12 protein-coding genes are annotated in these 17,539 nt (G+C 66.7%); 4 read left to right on the forward strand and 8 right to left on the reverse strand.

Annotated features, from left to right (window positions below; translation table 11 throughout):
• Positions 1-46: 46 nt before the first annotated feature.
• The 6 genes from AC07PE_RS06850 to AC07PE_RS06875 form a co-directional block, all read right to left on the reverse strand.
• A complete protein-coding gene (locus AC07PE_RS06850) occupies positions 47-1,198 on the reverse strand; it encodes a glycosyltransferase family 4 protein (protein WP_498762643.1) in 1,152 nt (383 codons plus the stop codon).
• A 7-nt stretch (positions 1,199-1,205) separates the two neighbouring features.
• Positions 1,206-2,324, reverse strand: coding sequence for a glycosyltransferase family 4 protein (locus AC07PE_RS06855; RefSeq protein ID WP_498762644.1), 1,119 nt, complete (start codon positions 2,322-2,324; stop codon positions 1,206-1,208).
• Positions 2,321-3,262 (reverse strand): GDP-mannose 4,6-dehydratase, encoded by a 942-nt coding sequence (locus AC07PE_RS06860; RefSeq protein ID WP_498762645.1) that lies wholly within the window; start codon positions 3,260-3,262, stop codon positions 2,321-2,323. Before AC07PE_RS06860 ends, AC07PE_RS06855 begins: the two co-directional genes overlap by 4 nt.
• A gap of 1 nt (position 3,263) precedes the next feature.
• Complete coding sequence (gene gmd / locus AC07PE_RS06865; RefSeq protein WP_498762646.1) at positions 3,264-4,307, reverse strand: GDP-mannose 4,6-dehydratase; 1,044 nt, start codon at positions 4,305-4,307, stop codon at positions 3,264-3,266.
• A 356-nt stretch (positions 4,308-4,663) separates the two neighbouring features.
• A complete protein-coding gene (locus AC07PE_RS06870; RefSeq protein WP_498762647.1) occupies positions 4,664-6,976 on the reverse strand; it encodes an NADP-dependent malic enzyme in 2,313 nt (770 codons plus the stop codon).
• A 92-nt stretch (positions 6,977-7,068) separates the two neighbouring features.
• Positions 7,069-7,440 carry a hypothetical protein gene (locus AC07PE_RS06875; protein ID WP_498762648.1) on the reverse strand — a complete coding sequence of 124 codons (372 nt, stop codon included), beginning with the start codon at positions 7,438-7,440 and terminating at the stop codon, positions 7,069-7,071.
• Positions 7,441-7,486: 46 nt separating this feature from the next.
• On the opposite strand from AC07PE_RS06875, the gene thiL reads away from it, so the two are divergent.
• Complete coding sequence (gene thiL / locus AC07PE_RS06880; RefSeq protein WP_498762649.1) at positions 7,487-8,461, forward strand: thiamine-phosphate kinase; 975 nt, start codon at positions 7,487-7,489, stop codon at positions 8,459-8,461.
• Positions 8,462-8,464: 3 nt separating this feature from the next.
• Here the strand turns inward: thiL and AC07PE_RS06885 are convergent, their stop codons facing one another.
• A complete protein-coding gene (locus tag AC07PE_RS06885; protein WP_498762650.1) occupies positions 8,465-11,041 on the reverse strand; it encodes an EAL domain-containing protein in 2,577 nt (858 codons plus the stop codon).
• Entirely contained in the window at positions 11,038-13,095 is a 2,058-nt protein-coding gene (locus tag AC07PE_RS06890) for a sensor histidine kinase, YfiR-like protein-associated (protein WP_498762651.1), read from the reverse strand. The genes AC07PE_RS06885 and AC07PE_RS06890 overlap by 4 nt, the downstream gene beginning before the upstream one ends.
• Before the next feature lie 220 nt (positions 13,096-13,315).
• Here AC07PE_RS06890 and AC07PE_RS06895 point away from each other — a divergent pair, with 220 nt between their 5' ends.
• Genes AC07PE_RS06895 through AC07PE_RS06905 form a run of 3 tightly spaced genes read left to right on the forward strand, consistent with a single transcriptional unit; the run spans position 13,316 to position 17,533 of the window.
• Positions 13,316-13,798: a CinA family protein gene (locus AC07PE_RS06895; RefSeq protein WP_498762652.1), complete on the forward strand. Its 483-nt coding sequence runs from the start codon at positions 13,316-13,318 to the stop codon at positions 13,796-13,798.
• 5 nt (positions 13,799-13,803) lie between these two features.
• The gene (locus AC07PE_RS06900; protein ID WP_498762653.1) at positions 13,804-14,703 is read left to right on the forward strand and encodes a metallophosphoesterase family protein; all 900 of its coding nucleotides are present in this window, start codon (positions 13,804-13,806) and stop codon (positions 14,701-14,703) included.
• A gap of 22 nt (positions 14,704-14,725) precedes the next feature.
• On the forward strand, positions 14,726-17,533 hold the full coding sequence (locus AC07PE_RS06905; RefSeq protein WP_498762654.1) for a M16 family metallopeptidase: 2,808 nt from the start codon (positions 14,726-14,728) through the stop codon (positions 17,531-17,533).
• Positions 17,534-17,539 lie beyond the last annotated feature (6 nt).

Raw genomic sequence — 17,539 nt, forward strand, 5'->3', positions numbered from 1 at the left:
CCCTACTGGCGCAACGTAGGGTGGGCTCCCCGAGCCCACGATCCGATCAACCTAGCCGAGCCGCCGGGGTCAATCCCACCTGCTGCCCCCGCGCCACCAGCTCCTGGTACAGGCTCGCATACCCGTCCGCCATCTGCTCGGCGGTGAACAGCTGCCAATAGCGCGCCTCGGCGCGGCGGCCCATTTCCTGGGCCATGGCCGGATCGTCCCACAGGGTGCGCATCGCTTCGCGCAAGGCTTCGTGGTCCGAAGGCGGCACCACCAGGCCGGTCTGCCGGTCGATGTTGATGTAGGTGGTGCCGGTGCCGATCTCGCTCGAGATCATCGGCTTGCCGAACATCGCACCTTCCAGCAGCGAGATGCCGAAGGCTTCCGAGCGCAGGTGCGAGGGGAAGGCCACCGCGTAGCACAGCTTGAGCAGCGCAACCTTGTCGAGGTCGTCCACCTTCCCGACGAACATCACATTCTTCAGCCCGAGGCGCTCGGCGTGGGTCTTCAGCTCCTCCTCGATCGGACCGGCGCCGACGATCACCACCGGGTAATCCGTGCCCGACACTGCATCCAGCAGGATGTGCAGCCCCTTGTAATAGCGCAGCACGCCGACGAACAGGAAGAACTTCGGCCCGACCTTTTGCCGCCAGTGGTCCAGGCGCGCCTGGTCCGGTTCCGGATAGCTGGTCTTGTCCAGGCCGAAGGTGATCACGCGGGTCTTGTCGCGGTAGCGGTCCAGCACCGCCGACGAGCCGAGGTAATTGGGCGAGGTCGCGACGATCGCATCGACGCTCTGCAGGAAGCGGTGCTGCAGCGGCTGGTACAGGCGCAGCAAGGCCTTCTGGCGCACGATGTCGGAGTGGTAGGTCACCACGCTGGGCTTGTTCACGCGCGCCAGGAAGTGGGCCAGGTCCATGAAGGGCCAGGGGAAGTGATAGTGCACGACGTCGGCCTCGCGCGCCATGCGCGCCAGTTCCGACACAGCCTGCACCGACACCGCGTTCGACGCCAGTTCGAAGTTCTGCGGCACCCGGTGCACCATATGCCCCTCGAATTCGAAAGGCTGCAGATCCGGCTTGCGCGACAGCGACAGGACCTGGTTGGTCACTCCCAGCCGCCCGGTCCCGACGCACATCTGGCGGATGACCTGTTCGATCCCGCCCACCGAGTCGGGATAGTAGGTCTTGTAGAAGTGAAGAATACGCATGGCTTGATTAAATAAGTGAGCGGTAGACGTCGGCAGTCCGGCGCGCCGTTGCCTTCCAGGTCAGCTGGGCCGCGCGCGCGCGCCCGGCGGCGATGCAGCGGGCCCGCAGCGCCGGCTCGCGCACCAGGGCCAGCATGGCCTCGCCAATCGCACCGACGTCCAGCGGATCGACTTCCAGCGCCGCCCCGCCCGCCACCTCCGGCAGCGAGGTCAGGTTCGAGGTCACCACCGGCACCCCGGAGGCGAAGGCCTCGAGCACGGGTATCCCGAAGCCTTCGTACAGCGAGGCGAACAGGAACACCCCGGCGCCGGCATACACGTGGCGCAGCTGGGCATGGTCCGTCAGGCGGTTCAGCCACAGCACCCTGGCGCCATCCTGGACCGCGGCGGCGATGCGGCGCAGCAGCTCTTCCGAGCGCGCGCCGGCATTGCCGACGATGACCAGCTGGCGCTCGCTGCGCACCGCCTGCGGCAGCGCCAGGTAGGCTTCCAGCAGGCGCTCGACGTTCTTGCGCGGCTGCAGCGTACCGACGAACAAAAAATAACCCGGCTGCAGGCCATAGGCTTCCAGCGTCGCCGCGATATCGCCCGGCGCCGGCGGCGCCAGCCATTCCTCGTCGACGCCGTTCGGCACCACCGAGATGCGGCGCTCGTCGACGCCGAAGCAGTCGACCAGTTCTTCGACCGCATACTGCGACACGGCGATCACGTGGTCGGCCTTTTGCGCCGCCTTGCGCTGCAGCCAGTTCTTCAGTCCGCGCAGGCGCGGATTGCACCACTCGGGATGCTTGATCGGCAGCGCGTCGTGCAGGGTCGCTACCACCGGGCAATCCATCCGCACCACGCGGTAATCGGTGGCGTGGAACACGTCGGCCGGCATGTGGATCCGGTGCGCGCCGGGCGTCAGCAAATCGACCAGGGTGGCGCGCCCGAAGGATTGCGGCAGGGCCGCCCCCTCGCTCGGCGGCGTCGCGCCTTCCGGCCAGGACCAGGGCTGCACCTCGCAGTCCGCACCCGGCAGGTAGCGCAGCAAGGCCCGGGTGTACACCCCGATGCCGTCCAGCCGTCCGCCAGTGAAGCCCGGTTCGATCATGGTCGTTCCCAGGCCGACTCGCACTCCACTCACGCCGTATACATCCAGCGCAGCGTTTCCAGCAGCGGGGTCGGTTCGATCTTGCCGATGACCCCGGCCAGCTTGGCGTTGCTGCCGGTGAGCGTGAGCACCTCGTTGGCGCGCACGAACGCCGGGTTGACGTGCACTTCGATACGGTAGCCGGCGATCTCGCTCATCATGTCGATCAGGCTTTCCAGCGAGTGCGGCTGGCCCGAGCAGACGTTGAAGGCCTGCCCCGCCGGAGCGGCGGCCAGCAGGCGGCGGTAGCTCCTGGTCACCATGCGCACGTCGGAAAAATCGCGTGCGATCGCCAGGTTGCCCAGCTCGATGCGGCGCGCCTCCTTGCGGAAGTGCGACACGATTTTCGGCAACAGGAAGTTCTCGGTCTGGCCCACGCCGGTGTAGTTGAACGGCCGCGCGATCACGATCGGCAGCTTGTCCATCCACAGCCGCGCCATGTACTCCATGGCAAGCTTGCTGACCGCGTAGTCGTTGGCCGGCGCCGGCGCAACGCGCTCGTCGATGACGGGCACGTCGGCATTGCCGTAGATGTTGGCGGAAGACGCCAGCAGCACGCTGGACGGCTTGTGCGAACCGGCCGCCAGCGCTTCCAGCAGGTTGCGGGTGCCGACCACGTTGACGCGGTACATCTGATCGGCATCGTTGTGGGCGACGAAGGCGATGCCGGCCAGGTGCACGACCACGTCCGGCCGCACCTGTTCGATGGCTGCGGCCACCGAGGCGCGGTCGAGCAGGTCGACGGCGAAGATGTCCGGGCCGGTGGTCTCGCCCGGCAGCACGGTGCCATGGACGTGATAGCCGGCTGCGCTCAGTTCGCGCGCCATGTAGTAGCCGGTGAAACCGCGCAGCCCGGTGATCAGGGCGCGCTTCCCCTCGCCTTCGCGCGGCTCGGTCAGGCCAACGATCTCTTCCGTGACCATGCGGTTCATGTCAGAACGAGAATCCCAGTTCGTTGCGACGCAGGTCGGCGTCGACCATCATCTGGCACAACTGCTCGAGCGTGGTGGTGGCTTGCCAGCCCAGTTCGCGCTGGGCCTTGGACGGGTCGCCGATCAGCAGGTCGACCTCGGCCGGACGGTAGAACTTGGACGACACGCGCACCAGTTCCTTGCCGGTGCGGCCGCAGTGGCCGGTCTCGCCCTCGCCCTGGCCCTTCCATTCGATATCGATGTTGGCGCCCTTGAAGGCCATGGTCACGAAGTCGCGCACGGTTTCGGTGCGGTTGGTGGCCAGCACGAAGGTGTCCGGCTGCTCGGCCTGCAGCATGCGCCACATGCCCTCGACGTATTCGCGCGCATAGCCCCAGTCGCGCTTGGCGTCCAGGTTGCCCAGCTCGAGCACCTCGAGCTTGTTCAGCACGATCTTGGCTACTGAGTCGGTGATCTTGCGGGTCACGAATTCACGGCCGCGCAGCGGCGACTCGTGGTTGAACAGGATGCCGGAACTGCCGAAGATGCCATAGGACTCGCGGTAGTTGACGGTCATCCAGTGCGCATACAACTTGGCCACGCCGTAAGGGCTGCGCGGATAGAACGGGGTGCTTTCGATCTGCGGCACTTCCTGCACCTTGCCGAACATCTCGGAGGTCGAGGCCTGGTAGAAGCGCGCCTTCGGATGCACGATACGGATCGCTTCCAGCAGGTTGACGGCGCCCAGGCCGGTGATCGACGCGGTGGTGACCGGCTGCTCGAACGAGACGCCGACGAAGCTCTGCGCCGCCAGGTTGTAGACTTCGTCCGGGCGGGTGGCTTCCATCAGGCGGATGCTGGAGGACAGGTCGGTCAGGTCGTACTCGACCAGCGACAGGTTGGGGTGGTTTTCGATGCCCAGTTCCGCGATACGCCAGAAGTTGACCGAGCTGGACCGGCGGAAGGTGCCGGTCACGTGATACCCTTTTTCCAGGAGCAGCTGCGCAAGATAAGCGCCATCCTGGCCCGTAATGCCGGTAATCAGGGCTCGTTTTATTGTTTGCATGTTCTAAGGTATTCCAGGTGCTGGTCGAGGATGCCGCCGCGGCAGGCGGCTGGCGTTAGGGAGAGTCCGGACCAGATAATTCCGACAAACCCCGCATTGTAACAGAGCCAATGCCAGAAGCTTTGCACGGAAGAAATCGTGCAAAAGATACAACAGATGCTTGAGTATTATCACCTGAAACGGATGAATACCGGCGCGTGATTACGCATTGTTACGTCTGCCTCAAGGTTTATTACAAGTTCTTCAAATGTAGGGAACTTCTACATTTTTCCCACAACCATAGGGGAAAACCCCATGAAAAAGAGGCCGCGAACGGCCTCCTTTTCATGACTGCGCCAGGCTGCAAATGTTAAATATCAGCGCGCCGACACGGCGTCCACCACGCACAGGGCCGTCATGTTGACGATCCGGCGCACGGTGGCCGACGGCGTCAGGATGTGCACCGGACGCGCGCAGCCCAGCAGCACCGGGCCGACGGCGATGCCGTTGCCGGCCGCGGTCTTGAGCAGGTTGTAGGCGATATTCGCGGCGTCGATGTTCGGCATGACCACCAGGTTGGCGTCGCCCTTCAGCGTCGACTGCGGCATGATCTTCGCGCGCAGCTTCGAATCCAGGGCGGCGTCGCCGTGCATCTCGCCGTCGACTTCCAGGTTCGGCGCCTTCTGCTGCACCAGGGCCAGCGCGGCGCGCATCTTCTGCGCCGACTCGCTGTTCGAGGTGCCGAAGTTCGAGTGCGACAGCAGCGCCGCGCGCGGGGTGATGCCGAAGCGCTCCAGCTCCTCGGCCGCCATGATCGTGATCTCGGCCAGCTCTTCCGCGGTCGGGTTCTCGTTGACGTGGGTGTCGACCATCGCCAGCTGGCGCTCCTCGGTGATCACGAAGTTCATCGCCGCATACACGTTGGCGCCCGGGCGCAGGCCCAGCACCTTGTCGATGAATTCCAGGTGGGCGTGGGTGGTGCCGTAGGTGCCGCAGATCATGCCATCGGCGTCGCCCTTGTGGACCATCATCGCGCCGATAAGGGTATGGCGGCGGCGCATCGCCAGCTTGGCCATGTCCACGGTCACGCCCTTGCGCATCACCATCTGGTGGTAGGTCTGCCAGTAGTCGCGGTAGCGCTCGTCGAAGTCGGGGTTGATGACGTCGAAGTGCACGCCCGGCTTCAGGCGCAGGCCGAACTTCTCGATGCGCTGCTCCAGCACTTTCGGGCGGCCGACCAGGATCGGGCGCGCCAGCTTTTCGTCGACCACCACCTGCACCGCGCGCAGCACGCGCTCGTCCTCGCCCTCGGCGTAGACGATGCGCTTGAGCTCCGGCGGGGTGCTCTTGGCGACCTGGAACAGCGGCTTCATGAAGGAACCGCTGCGGTACACGAACTGCTCCAGGCTCTCGGCGTAGGCGGCCAGGTCCTGGATCGGACGGGTGGCGACGCCGCCGTCCATCGCGGCCTTCGCCACCGCCGGCGCGATGTGGGTCAGCAGGCGCGGGTCGAAGGGCATCGGGATCAGGTATTCCGGGCCGAAGGACAGATTGGCGATGCCGTAGGCCGAGGCCACGATGTCCGACTGCTCGGCATGGGCCAGCTCGGCGATCGCGTGCACCACCGCGATTTCCATCTCGCGCGTGATGGTGCTCGCGCCGCAGTCCAGCGCACCGCGGAACATGTAGGGGAAGCAGAGGACGTTGTTGACCTGGTTCGGGTAGTCCGAACGGCCGGTGGCGATGATCACGTCGCTGCGCACGGCCTTGGCGTCTTCCGGCAGGATTTCCGGGTTCGGGTTGGCCAGCGCCAGGATCAGCGGGTTCGGCGCCATCTTCGCCACCATTTCCGGCTTCAGCACGCCGCCGGCGGACAGGCCCAGGAAGATGTCGGCGTCGGGGATGATTTCGGACAGGCTGCGGTGCGGGGTGTCCTGGGCGAAGCGTTCCTTGTCCGGGTCCATCAGCTCGGCGCGGCCCTTGTAGACCACGCCGGCCAGGTCGGTCACATAGATGTTTTCGATCGGGAAGCCGAGGTCGACGAGCAGGTCGAGGCAGGCCAGCGCCGCCGCGCCCGCGCCCGATACCACCAGCTTGCACGCCTTCAGGTCCTTGCCAACCACCTTCAGGCCGTTCAGGATGGCGGCGCCGACGATGATCGCGGTGCCGTGCTGGTCGTCGTGGAAGACCGGGATCTTCATCCGCTCGCGCAGCTTGCGCTCGATGTAGAAGCACTCCGGCGCCTTGATGTCTTCCAGGTTCACGCCGCCGAAGGTCGGCTCGAGCGCCGCGATCACGTCGATCAGCTTGTCCGGGTCGGTTTCGTTGATCTCGATGTCGAAGACGTCGATGCCGGCGAACTTCTTGAACAGCACGCCCTTGCCTTCCATGACCGGCTTCGAGGCCAGCGGGCCGATATTGCCCAGGCCGAGGACGGCAGTACCGTTCGAGATGACGGCGACCAGGTTGCCGCGCGCGGTGTATTTATAGGAGTTGGCCGGGTCCTTGACGATCTCTTCGCAGGGAGCGGCCACGCCCGGCGAATAGGCCAGCGCCAGGTCGCGCTGGTTCAGCAGCTGCTTGGTGGCGGTGACGGAAATCTTGCCGGGGCGGGGAATCTGGTGGTATTCGAGCGCTGCAGCACGCAGTTGTTGGCGTAGTTCTTCTTTTTTATCGATTGACGAATCCATGCTATGCAGGCCTTCCTGTACTGAACTGACTGGGGGGCTTACGATTTTATCAGAGTGAATACTCTAATCGTGTACGTATTTTTACCAACGGCTTAATTCTCCGTATGGCCACCCAACTTCTGTCCCAGCCAAACGATACCCATCGCGAGCAGCCGCCCCAGCAGAAAGAAGGCAGCAGCCACAGCCAGCACCCACGCCACGATCAGGGGACCGGCGACGACAGCCTTGTACCGGTCGTAGGAAGTGCCGAAAATGAGGCCCGGGAGCAGCCAGCACCCGATCGCGATCAGCATGCCGGCAAAGAATCCGCCTGCCGTGGCTTGCATGAGCCCTGCGAGCATGGCAATCGCCGCGCCGATGATCGTAGGCAGATAAGGCGAGTCCCGAAAGGCAGCGCCACCCAGGCCGTAGCTGGCGAAGGCGATCAAACCGAGTACCAGGGAAAACGCCGTTTTTTTATTCATCACGCCAGCATACCAGCCGGCGCCGGACGTCGATTAGAATCGCCGCATGCTCTCCGAATTCGACCTCATCAAGCAATACTTCACGCGCCGCCACCGCACCGACGCCTCGGGCCGTACCGTGCTCGGCGTCGGCGACGACTGCGCCCTGCTGGCGCCCACGCCCGGCATGCAACTGGCGGTGTCTTCCGACATGCTGGTCGAGGGCCGGCATTTCTTTGCCGGCGCCGACGCTTACGATCTCGGCCACAAATGCCTGGCCGTGAACCTGTCGGACCTGGCTGCGATGGGGGCGGCGCCGCTCGGCTTCACGCTGGCGCTGGCCCTGCCCGCCGCCGAGCCGGACTGGCTTGATGGCTTTTCGCGCGGCCTGTTCGCGCTGGCCGATCTTCACGCCTGCGAACTGGTGGGGGGCGACACCACCAAGGGCCCGCTGAATATCTGCATCACCATCTTCGGGGAAGTGGCGCCCGGCACCGCGCTGCGGCGCGACGCCGCCCTTCCCGGCGACGACATCTGGATTTCCGGCACCCTGGGCGACGCCCGCCTGGCGCTGGCCGGCTACCTGAACGAGATCGCGCTGGACCCGGCGGACCTGGAACTGGCGGCACCCCGCATGCATGCGCCGGCGCCGCGCGTAAGCCTGGGGCGGCGGCTCGCCGAGCGGCGGCTGGCGCATGCTGCGCTGGATATTTCGGATGGCCTGGTGGGCGATCTGGGCCACATCCTGGCGGCGTCGAAGGTGGGCGCGGTGCTGGACGTCGATGCCTTGCCGGCCGGGCCGGCGCTGGCGCGCCAGCCGCTCGAGCTGCGGCGGCGCTTCACGGCGGCAGGCGGGGACGATTATGAGTTGTGCTTCACGGCGCCGGCGGCGAACCGGGAGGCGATTGTGGCGGCGGCTGTGCGGTCGGGGACGGCGGTTACGCGGGTGGGCACGATTGAAGCGGAGCCCGGGCTGCGCCCGGTCGATGCCAACGGCGCGCCACTCGACATGACCCTGCACGGCTGGGATCACTTTGCATGACGCTCACGCCGCCCGCTCGTCCCGCGGCTTCTTGCGGTCGTCATACGGCCCGTGCGTCAGCCAGTACTGCCGGAACGCCAGCCGTATGTTATCGCGCAGCTCGTTGTCGTTCCACGGCTTGGTATAGAAGCGGTAGATGGCGCCGCGGTTGATCGAATCGAGCACCGTGTCCACGCCCGTATAGCCGGACAGGATGATGCGGATGGTGTCCGGGTACATCTCCTTCACCTTGCTCAGGAACTCGATGCCGCTCATCACCGGCATGCGCTGGTCGCACAGGATCACCTGCACCTGGTACAGCGCCAGCAGCTCGAAGCCTTCGGCCGGCGTGGCCGCCGTCAGCACCCGGTAGTTATCGCGCCGGAACAGGCGGTGCAGGGCGGCCAGCACGTCGACGTCGTCGTCCACGATCAGGATGGTCTGAAGGTTGCGGTCGTCCGCCGCCGGACGGCTCGGCTGCGCGCGGTTTTCCTGCACCAGCTTGCCCAGCTCCTCGGGCGGCAGCGCGCGCGAAAAATGGAAGCCCTGGATCTCGTCGCAGAAGTGGCGGCGCAGCAGGGCCATCTGGGCGCGCGACTCGACGCCCTCGGCAATCACCTGCATGTGCAGGCTGTGCGCCATGCTGATGATGGCCAGCGCGATCGCGGCATCGTCCGGGTTGGTCGTGATGTCGCGCACGAAGGCGATGTCGATCTTCAGCTTGTCGATCGGGAAGCGCTTCAGGTAAGCGAGGCTCGAATAGCCGGTGCCGAAGTCGTCGATCGCGATGCGGATGCCGAGCGCCTTCAGGCTTTCCAGTACCTGGATCGTGTGCTCGAAGTTCGACATCAGCGCACTCTCGGTCAGCTCCAGCTCCAGCAGGCCCGGTTCCACCTGGTGCTTGTCCAGCGCACTGCGGATGTCGCCTTCCAGGTCGCCCTCGACGAACTGGCGGCTGGAGACGTTCACCGCCACCCGCACGTCGCGCACGCCCTGCTTGTTCCAGGCGGCGATCTGGCGGCAGGCCTCGTTGATGATCCAGGAACCGGCCCGCACCACCATGCCGTTTTCCTCCATGACCGGCACGAATTCGGCCGGGTAGACCAGGCCGAAGCCGGGACGGCGCCAGCGCAGCAGGGCCTCGACCCCGCTCACCCTTCCTGTATTCAAATCGAGCTTGGGCTGGTAGTGCAGCTCGAACTGGTTGTCGTCAATGGCGCCGCGCAGCGCCAGCTCGAGGTCCAGGCGCGCCAGCACCTGCACGTTCATCCCCTGCGTGAAGAAGCGGTAGCCGTCGCGCCCGGCCTCGCGGGCACGGACCATCGCCACGTCGGCGTACTTGACCAGGGTACCCGGATCGACGGCGTCGTCCGGGTACATGGCGATGCCGATACTCGCCGTCAGCGCGGCCTGTTGCCCGTTTAAGTCGAACGGTGCGCGCAGCGCCTCGCGCACCTCGTTGGCGACGCTGGCCGCCTCCTCTTCCTTGTCCTCGGGCGTGGTCGTGAGGATCAGCGCGAACTCGTCGCCGCCCAGGCGTCCGAGGCTGTCGCGGTGGTGCAGGGAGCGCACCAGGCGCGTGCTGAACTGGCGCAGCAGCTCGTCGCCCAGCGCCGGGCCTAGCGAATCGTTGATGACCTTGAAGCGGTCGAGGGTGATGAACAGCACCGCGATGCGCCAGTTCTTGTCCTGGGCCAGCTCGATGGTGTCGCGCAGGGTCTGGAAGAACAGGGTGCGGTTCGGCAGGCCGGTCAGGCTGTCGTAATTCGAGATGTGCTTCAGGCGCTGGGCCGCGTGGATACGTTCGCTGATGTCGCGCGCCACCGCGATCAGCATGCGCATGTGGTCCAGCTGCTGCAGCTGCCAGCTGATCTCGACCGGCACCGCGCCCTGCCCGTCGGCGCGCAGCAGTTCGGTCTCGACGATGTCGTGCTCGCGCGGCGTGGAGGTATCGTCGGCATAGCGCTCGAGCTGGGCCCGTTCGGCCAGGCCCAAGGCCACCGGGTCGATGCGCAGCAACGCCTCGCGCGAAAAGCCCAGCATGCGGCACGCGCCGTCGCTGACGTCGAGCATCGCCATGTTGCGCGCGTCGACCAGGAAGATGGCGTCGGCGGTGGCGTCCATCGCGCCGCGGAAGCGCTGCAGCTCGGCGGTGCGCTCCCTCACCTTGCGCTCCATGCGCGCACCGTACTCGCGCGACTCCTGATGGAACAAACGTACTTCCAACAGATTCCGGATGCGGGTCAGCACCTCGACCGTGTCGAAGGGCTTGCCGATGAAGTCGCGCGCCCCGGCCTCGAGGGCGGCCAGCTTCTTGTCCGGTTCGGCCGTCACCACCAGCACCGGCAGCCAGGACTCGAGCTCCATCGGCTTCAGGGCTTCCATCACCTGGAAGCCGTCCATGTGCGGCATCTGCAGGTCGAGGATGATCAGGTCGTAGCGGTGCTGCAAATGCAGCGAGGCGACCTGGCGCGGGTCGGTGGTACTCGAGACGTTTTCGTAGCCGGTGGTCTTGAGCAGGAATTCGAGCAGTTGCACGTTCACCGGTTCGTCGTCGACGACCAGGATGCGCGCACGCCGGATATCCGAGGGCGAAATCATGGGGCTGTCCTTTCTTCTGCGGCGCGCTGGGCCAGCACGCCGTCTATGGCCTCATTAAATTGTTCGATGTCGATCGGTTTTGTCAGGTAGCGGGCGAAGCCTGCCGACAGGCCGCGCTCGATATCCTGCGGCATGGCGTTCGCGGTCAGGGCCACCACCGGGATGTGCGCGGTGGCCGGGTCGCGGCGCAGCTGCGCCAGCACCTCGAAGCCGCTCATGCCGGGCAGGTTCAGGTCCATCAGGATGATCGCCGGGCGATGCATGTGCGCCAGCGCCAGCCCGGCATGGCCGTCCGGTGCGCTCAGCAGGCGCAGTTCGGTGCGGAAGGAAAGGATCTCCTGCACCAGCCGCAGGTTGGCCGGGTTGTCTTCGATGTAGAGAATGGTGCGCGGCGCCGATCCGCTGGGGGCGCTTGCCGCCTGGCCGTCGTCGCTTTCCGTCGGCGCCGCCAGCTGCACCAGCGGCGCGGCCGCCGACAGCTCGATCCAGAAGGTGCTGCCCACGCCCGGGGTGCTGGTGACGCCGATCTCGCCCTTCATCATCTCGACCAGGCGGCGGGTGAAGACCAGGCCGATGCCGGTGCCCTCCTGGGCGCCGTTCTCCTGTCCGAGCCGGTTGAAAGGCTGGAACAGCGCGGCCACCTGGTCCGGGCGCAGGCCCATGCCGGTGTCGCGCACCGCGAGGCGCAGCCGGTCCGGCCCGCAGGCGGTGCACTCCACCACCACTTCCCCGCCCTCGCGGTTGTACTTGACCGCGTTCGACAGGAGATTCAATAACACCTGCTTCAGGCGCGTGCGGTCGGCCTGGACCAGGGCTGCGGCGTTGTCCGGGAAATGCACCTGGATGCCGCGCGCGGCGGCCTGTGGCGCGATCATGGTGCGGCATTCCGCCAGCACCTCGGCCAGGCCGACCGGCTCCATCGACAGCGTGAGCGCGCCGGCCTCCACCTTCGCCAGGTCGAGGATCTCGTTGATGAGCGTGAGCAGGTGGCGGCCCGACTTCAGGATGTGGCCGGAGAATTCCTTCTTCTGCTCCGGTGTGGTGGGCAGGCTGTCGGCGGCCAGGATCTGGGCGAAGCCGAGGATGGCATTCAGCGGCGTGCGCAATTCATGGCTCATCGACGAGAGGAACGCGGACTTGGCCTGGTTGGCGTTGCGCGCCTCCTCGATCGCCAGTTCCAGCTCGGAGTTGGCCAGTTCGAGCTGCATGGTGCGCTCGTGCACGCGCTCCTCGAGCTCCGAATTCAGCCGCATAACTTCCTGCTGGGCGAGGGCGCGCTCCAGGGCCTCGCGCGCGATCTCGCGGTTCGAGCCTTCCAGGGCCAGGGTGCGCTGCTCGATTTCGGTCAGCATCGCATTGAAGGAGTCGACCAGGGCCGCCGCTTCGTCTTCGCTGATGCGCGGCGCGCGGCGCGAATAGTCGCGCTTCTCGACCACCTCGCGCGCGATGGTGGTGATGGCGTCGATCGGGGTCGTGATCGTGTGGCCCAGGCGGCGCACCAGCAGCCAGGCGACCAGCAATGCCAGCAGGGTGGTGCCGATGCAGATCAGCAGGTAGTCGCGCACCCGGCCCATGAGCTGGTTGGTGGAGCGCAGGTAGACGGTGCCCAGCCGGTCCTCGTTCTCGACGATGGACTTGTACAGGACCAGTTCGTCGCCGTCCCGAATATAGCTTTTACTGAGGTGCCCTACCTTGCCGGGATGCGGCGGGAAGGCGCTGTCCTCGCCAGGCGCCAGATAGGACGCGAACAGGGCGCCGTTGGCGTCGTAGATGGCGGCGGCGCGCACCGTGGGGCGCGAGCGCAGCATGGCCAGGTTCTCGCGCGCCAGGCGCGGGTCGTCGAACGACAGCGCGGCCGAGGTCATGTGGCCCACCAGCTCGGCCTGGGTCGAGAGGTCGTTCAGCAGCGCACGCTGATAGCCGCGCAGGTCGTAGGCGACCACGGTGCCGACCGACACCGCCAGTGCTGCCAGCGTGGTCGACATCACGATCGTGACCAGCTTGGTGCGGATCGAGCGCTGGCCGATCATGCCGCCTCGGCCATGCGCGAACATTCGAACGGCATGGTATTCCTACATCGATAAATGGAGACTACCGGGAGCGGCCCGGCAGGCGAGCAGAATAGCAGCAGGTTTTCGGATGATGTCGCACGGCACAACATCAGTATTTACATCATTTCTATTGCGTGTTTTTTGGTTAAGGTTTTTAGCGCACACCGGACCGAGGCGCGCTAGAATGGTCCGGCGCAGCATCAACATAAGGGAGTGGAGCGACATGGAGAACGATATTCTTGAACTTGCGGCCAAGGTCGGCAAGCTGCTCGAAACGAAAAACCTGCTGCTGGCCACCGCCGAGTCCTGCACCGGCGGCGGCGTGTCCCAGGCCATCACCGAGATCCCCGGCTCGACCGGCTGGTTCGAGTGCGGCTTCGTGACCTATTCGAACGCTTCCAAGACCGAAATGCTGGATGTGCCGGCCGCGCTGATCGCGCAGTTCGGCTCCGTCAGCGTGGAGGTGGCCGGCGCCATGGCCGAGGGCGCGGTCGCCAACAGCAATGCCGACGTGGCCGTGTCCACCACCGGCATCGCCGGCCCGACCGGCGCGGTGCCGGGCAAGCCGGTCGGCACCGTCTGCTTCGCCTGGTCCAAGGGCAGCACCACCTATACCGAGCGCCTGGTGTTCCAGGGCGACCGCCGCGCCGTGCGCGAGCAGACCGTGGCGCACGCGCTGACCGGACTGCTGCGCTTCCTCGAGTAAGGAGGATGCCGGCACTTGCGACACGCCTGGCCGTGGCGGCCGGCGGCCTGCTGCTGGCCGCCGCCGCATCGGCCGCCGACGCATCCGGCCTCACCGTCTATGCAGCCGGCGACATCGCCCGCTGCGCCTACAAGGACCCGGCGTATTCGGGCGCGGCCGACACTGCGCACACCGTTGCCGCCGGCCTCGCCCTCGACCCGGACGCCATCGTCCTGATGCTGGGCGACGCTACCTACCCGCACGGCAGGACCAAGGAATTCACGGACTGCTACGGCCCGACCTGGGGCAAGTTCAAGGACCGCACCTGGCCGGCGCCCGGCAACCACGAGTACTACACGCCGAAAGCCGCGCCCTACTTCGCGTACTTTGGCGAGCGCGCCGGCCGCGGCTACTACAGCCTCGACATCAAGGGCTGGCACATCGTTTCACTCGACAGCAACCTGGCCCCGATCGAGCACGCCGCCCAGATCGAATGGCTGCGCACCGACCTGGCGACGCACCCGGCGCGCTGCACCCTGGCCTTCTGGCACCACCCGCTGTACAGCTCCGGCGGACATGGCAGCATCCCGAAGATGCGCGATGCATGGCGCCTGCTGCAGGACGCCGGCGCCGAGCTGGTGCTGTCCGGGCACGACCACGACTACGAACGCTTCGCGCCGCAGGACGCCGACAATCGTCTCGACAAAGCACGCGGCTTGCGCCAGTTCGTGGTCGGCACCGGCGGCGCCTATCCGACGCCGTTTCTGTTAACAGTCAAGAACAGCGAGATGCGCGACAGCGGCCGCACCGGCGTGCTGAAATTGCGCCTGCTGGACGGCCGCTACGAATGGGAATTCCTGGAATCCGCCCGCCTCACGCCGCTGGGATTGCCCGCGCCGGACCGTGGCGGCGATGTCTGCCACTGAGTTGTCGTTTGATGGAGTGCACATGAACGCTCGCCTGCCCTTGCTGTCGTCCCTGATGCTGATGCTGGCGATTGCCGCCGGGCCCGCGCCCGCCCAGGCCCCGCCCGCGGCGCCCGCCCTGCCGCAGGTCGCGTTCGAAAAAACCACGCTGCCCAACGGCCTGGAACTGATCCTGATCGAGGACCACCGCCTGCCCATCGTCGCGGTCAACATCTGGTATCACGTCGGCCCGGCCAACGAAGCGCCCGGACTCACCGGCTTCGCCCACCTGTTCGAGCACATGATGTTCGCCGCGACGCGCCACGTGCCGCGCGGCCTGGCCGACCGCCTGCTGGAAGGCGCCGGCGCCACCGACAGCAACGGCAGTACCGACTACGACCGCACCAACTACTACGACACCGTGCCCTCAAACCAGCTGGAGCTGGCGCTGTGGGTGCATGCCGACCGCATGGGCTACCTGCTCGACGTGCTGGACCAGACCGCACTATCGAACCAGCAGGACGTGGTGCGTAACGAGCGCCGCCAGAGCGTCGAGAACCGGCCCTACGGCATCGTCGAGGAGGCGATGAACCACGCGCTGTTCCCGAAGAATCACCCGTATTACGCCTCGGTGATCGGCTCCCACGCGGACATCCAGAATGCGAAACTGGCCGACGTGCGCGACTTCTTCACCCGCTACTACGGCCCGAACAACGCCAGCATCGTGATCGCCGGCGACATCGACAAGGCGAAAACGCGCGCCCTGGTGGCGAAGTACTTCGGCACGTTCAAGCGCAGTGCGCCGGTGGCCAAGCCAACTGTCGCGACGCCGCCGATCACGCGCGAGCGCCGCCTGACGGTGGCCGACCGCGTCGAACTGCCGCGCGTCTACATGGCCTGGCTGACGCCGCCCGCCTACCAGCCGGGCGACGCCGAGCTGGCAGTGACGGCCCAGATCCTTGCCGGCGGCAAGGCCGGGCGCCTGTATAAATCGCTGGTCTACGAGCGCCAGATCGCCCAGGACACGGCGGCGGCGCAGAACTCGAACGCGCTGACGTCCACCTTCGTGATCGACGTCACGGCCCGTCCAGGCCATGAGGCGGCCGAGCTGGAAGGCGCCATCGACGCCGAGCTGAAATCGCTGCGCGACACCGGCCCCTCCGACCTTGAAGTCGAGCGCGCCCGCAATACCATCGAGACGGCGATGCTGACCGCGATCGAGAAGCTGGGCGGCGCGGGCCTGGCGAATCAGGTCAACCAGTACAACCAGTACACCGGCGATCCTGGGTATCTAGGAAAGGACATCGCGCGCCTGCGCCGCGTGAGCGCTGCCGACGTGCAGCGCGTGGCGCGCAGCTACCTGCAACCGAATGCGCGCGTGGTGGTGGCAGGCGTGCCGGGCAAGCCGGAGCTGGGATCGGATCCGAAGGCCCAGCCGGTCAAGGCCGGCGTCAGGACCGCGGCCGCCGCCGGCATCAACCGCGACGAAGCCTGGCGCCGCCAGCCGCCGAAACCCGGCCCGGCGCCGAAGTTCACGCTGCCCACGGGGGAAAGTTTCACACTGCCGAACGGCCTGCGCGTGATCCACCACTACAATCCGGCGCTGCCGCTGGTGGCGGCCGAGCTGGTGGTGAAAAGCGGCTCCGACGCCAACCCGGACGACGCGCCCGGCCTGTCCGGCTTCACCGCCCAGATGCTGCAGGAAGGGACGGCCACCCGCAGCGCGCCGCGCATCGCCGACGAGATCGCGCAGCTCGGCGCCTTCCTCGGCAGCGCCAGCAGCACGGATGCGTCGACGGTTTCGCTGCTGTCGCTGCGCTCGACCTTTGCACAGGCGCTGGACGTGATGGCCGACGTGGTCCAGAACCCGGCCTTCCCCACTGCCGAAGTCGAGCGCCAGCGCGCCGCGCGTATGGGCGCACTGACCCAGCAGCGCGACAACCCCGAGCAGGTGGCGGCGGTCGCCGGCGCCGGCGCGCTGTACGGCGCCAAACACCCCTACGGCTACGGCCAGCTCGGCACCGAGCAGACGATCCGCGCCGTCACCCGCGACGACCTGCACCAGTTCTGGCGCCGCCACTACGTGCCGGCCAACGCGGCCCTGATCGTCTCCGGCGACATCAGCCTGGACGACCTGCGCGCGCTGGCCACAAGCCGCTTCGGCGGCTGGCCACGCGTGCTGCCGACGCCGGTGGCGCCGGGCGATGCGGAAGGGACGAAGGCGCGCCTGGTCATGGTCGACAAGCCGGGCGCCCCGCAGACCGCGCTGCGCGTGACCCAGCTGGCGGCGAACCGCAAGACCCCGGATTACCCGGCGCTGCAGGTGATGAACGCGGCGCTCGGCGGCCTGTTCTCGAGCCGCATCAACCTCAACCTGCGCGAAGACAAGGGCTACAGCTACGGCGTGTTCTCGGCCTTCCGCTACGACCGCACGCCGGGGCCGTTCGTGATTGCCGGGAGCGTGCGCACCGATGTCACGGGCGCCTCCATCTCCGAGATCTTCAAGGAGGTGCGCGGGATGCGTTCGACGACGATGCCGGCCGCCGAACTGGCGGGCGCGCGCGACTCGCAGGTGTATTCGCTGCCGGGGCAGTTCGAGACCAACTCCACCATCGTCGCGAGCCTGGCCGAACCGTATCTGTTCGACCTGCCGGCGGATTACTGGCAGACCTTGCCGGAGCAGTTCCGGCGCGTGACGGCGGCGCAGGTGCAGGCGGCGGCTACCAAATATCTGGTGCCGGAGCGGATGAAGGTGATTGCGGTGGGGGATAAGGCGCGGGTGCTGCCGCAGTTGAAGAACCTGGGGCTGGGGGCGCCGGAGGTGCGGGACGCGGATGGGCAGTTACAGTGACTGCCA

It is taken from the genome of Telluria sp. GW821-FHT07G12, from assembly GCF_059418525.1.

Bases quoted from the DNA above. Each gene is read 5' to 3' on its own strand.
- AC07PE_RS06850 (WP_498762643.1), bottom strand. From the start codon at position 1,198: ATGCGTATTCTTCACTTCTACAAGACCTACTATCCCGACTCGGTGGGC.
- AC07PE_RS06860 (WP_498762645.1), bottom strand. From the start codon at position 3,262: ATGAACCGCATGGTCACGGAAGAGATCGTTGGCCTGACCGAGCCGCGC.
- gmd (WP_498762646.1), bottom strand. From the start codon at position 4,307: ATGCAAACAATAAAACGAGCCCTGATTACCGGCATTACGGGCCAGGAT.
- AC07PE_RS06870 (WP_498762647.1), bottom strand. From the start codon at position 6,976: ATGGATTCGTCAATCGATAAAAAAGAAGAACTACGCCAACAACTGCGT.
- AC07PE_RS06875 (WP_498762648.1), bottom strand. From the start codon at position 7,440: ATGAATAAAAAAACGGCGTTTTCCCTGGTACTCGGTTTGATCGCCTTC.
- thiL (WP_498762649.1), top strand. From the start codon at position 7,487: ATGCTCTCCGAATTCGACCTCATCAAGCAATACTTCACGCGCCGCCAC.
- AC07PE_RS06885 (WP_498762650.1), bottom strand. From the start codon at position 11,041: ATGATTTCGCCCTCGGATATCCGGCGTGCGCGCATCCTGGTCGTCGAC.
- AC07PE_RS06890 (WP_498762651.1), bottom strand. From the start codon at position 13,095: ATGTTCGCGCATGGCCGAGGCGGCATGATCGGCCAGCGCTCGATCCGC.
- AC07PE_RS06895 (WP_498762652.1), top strand. From the start codon at position 13,316: ATGGAGAACGATATTCTTGAACTTGCGGCCAAGGTCGGCAAGCTGCTC.
- AC07PE_RS06900 (WP_498762653.1), top strand. From the start codon at position 13,804: ATGCCGGCACTTGCGACACGCCTGGCCGTGGCGGCCGGCGGCCTGCTG.
- AC07PE_RS06905 (WP_498762654.1), top strand. From the start codon at position 14,726: ATGAACGCTCGCCTGCCCTTGCTGTCGTCCCTGATGCTGATGCTGGCG.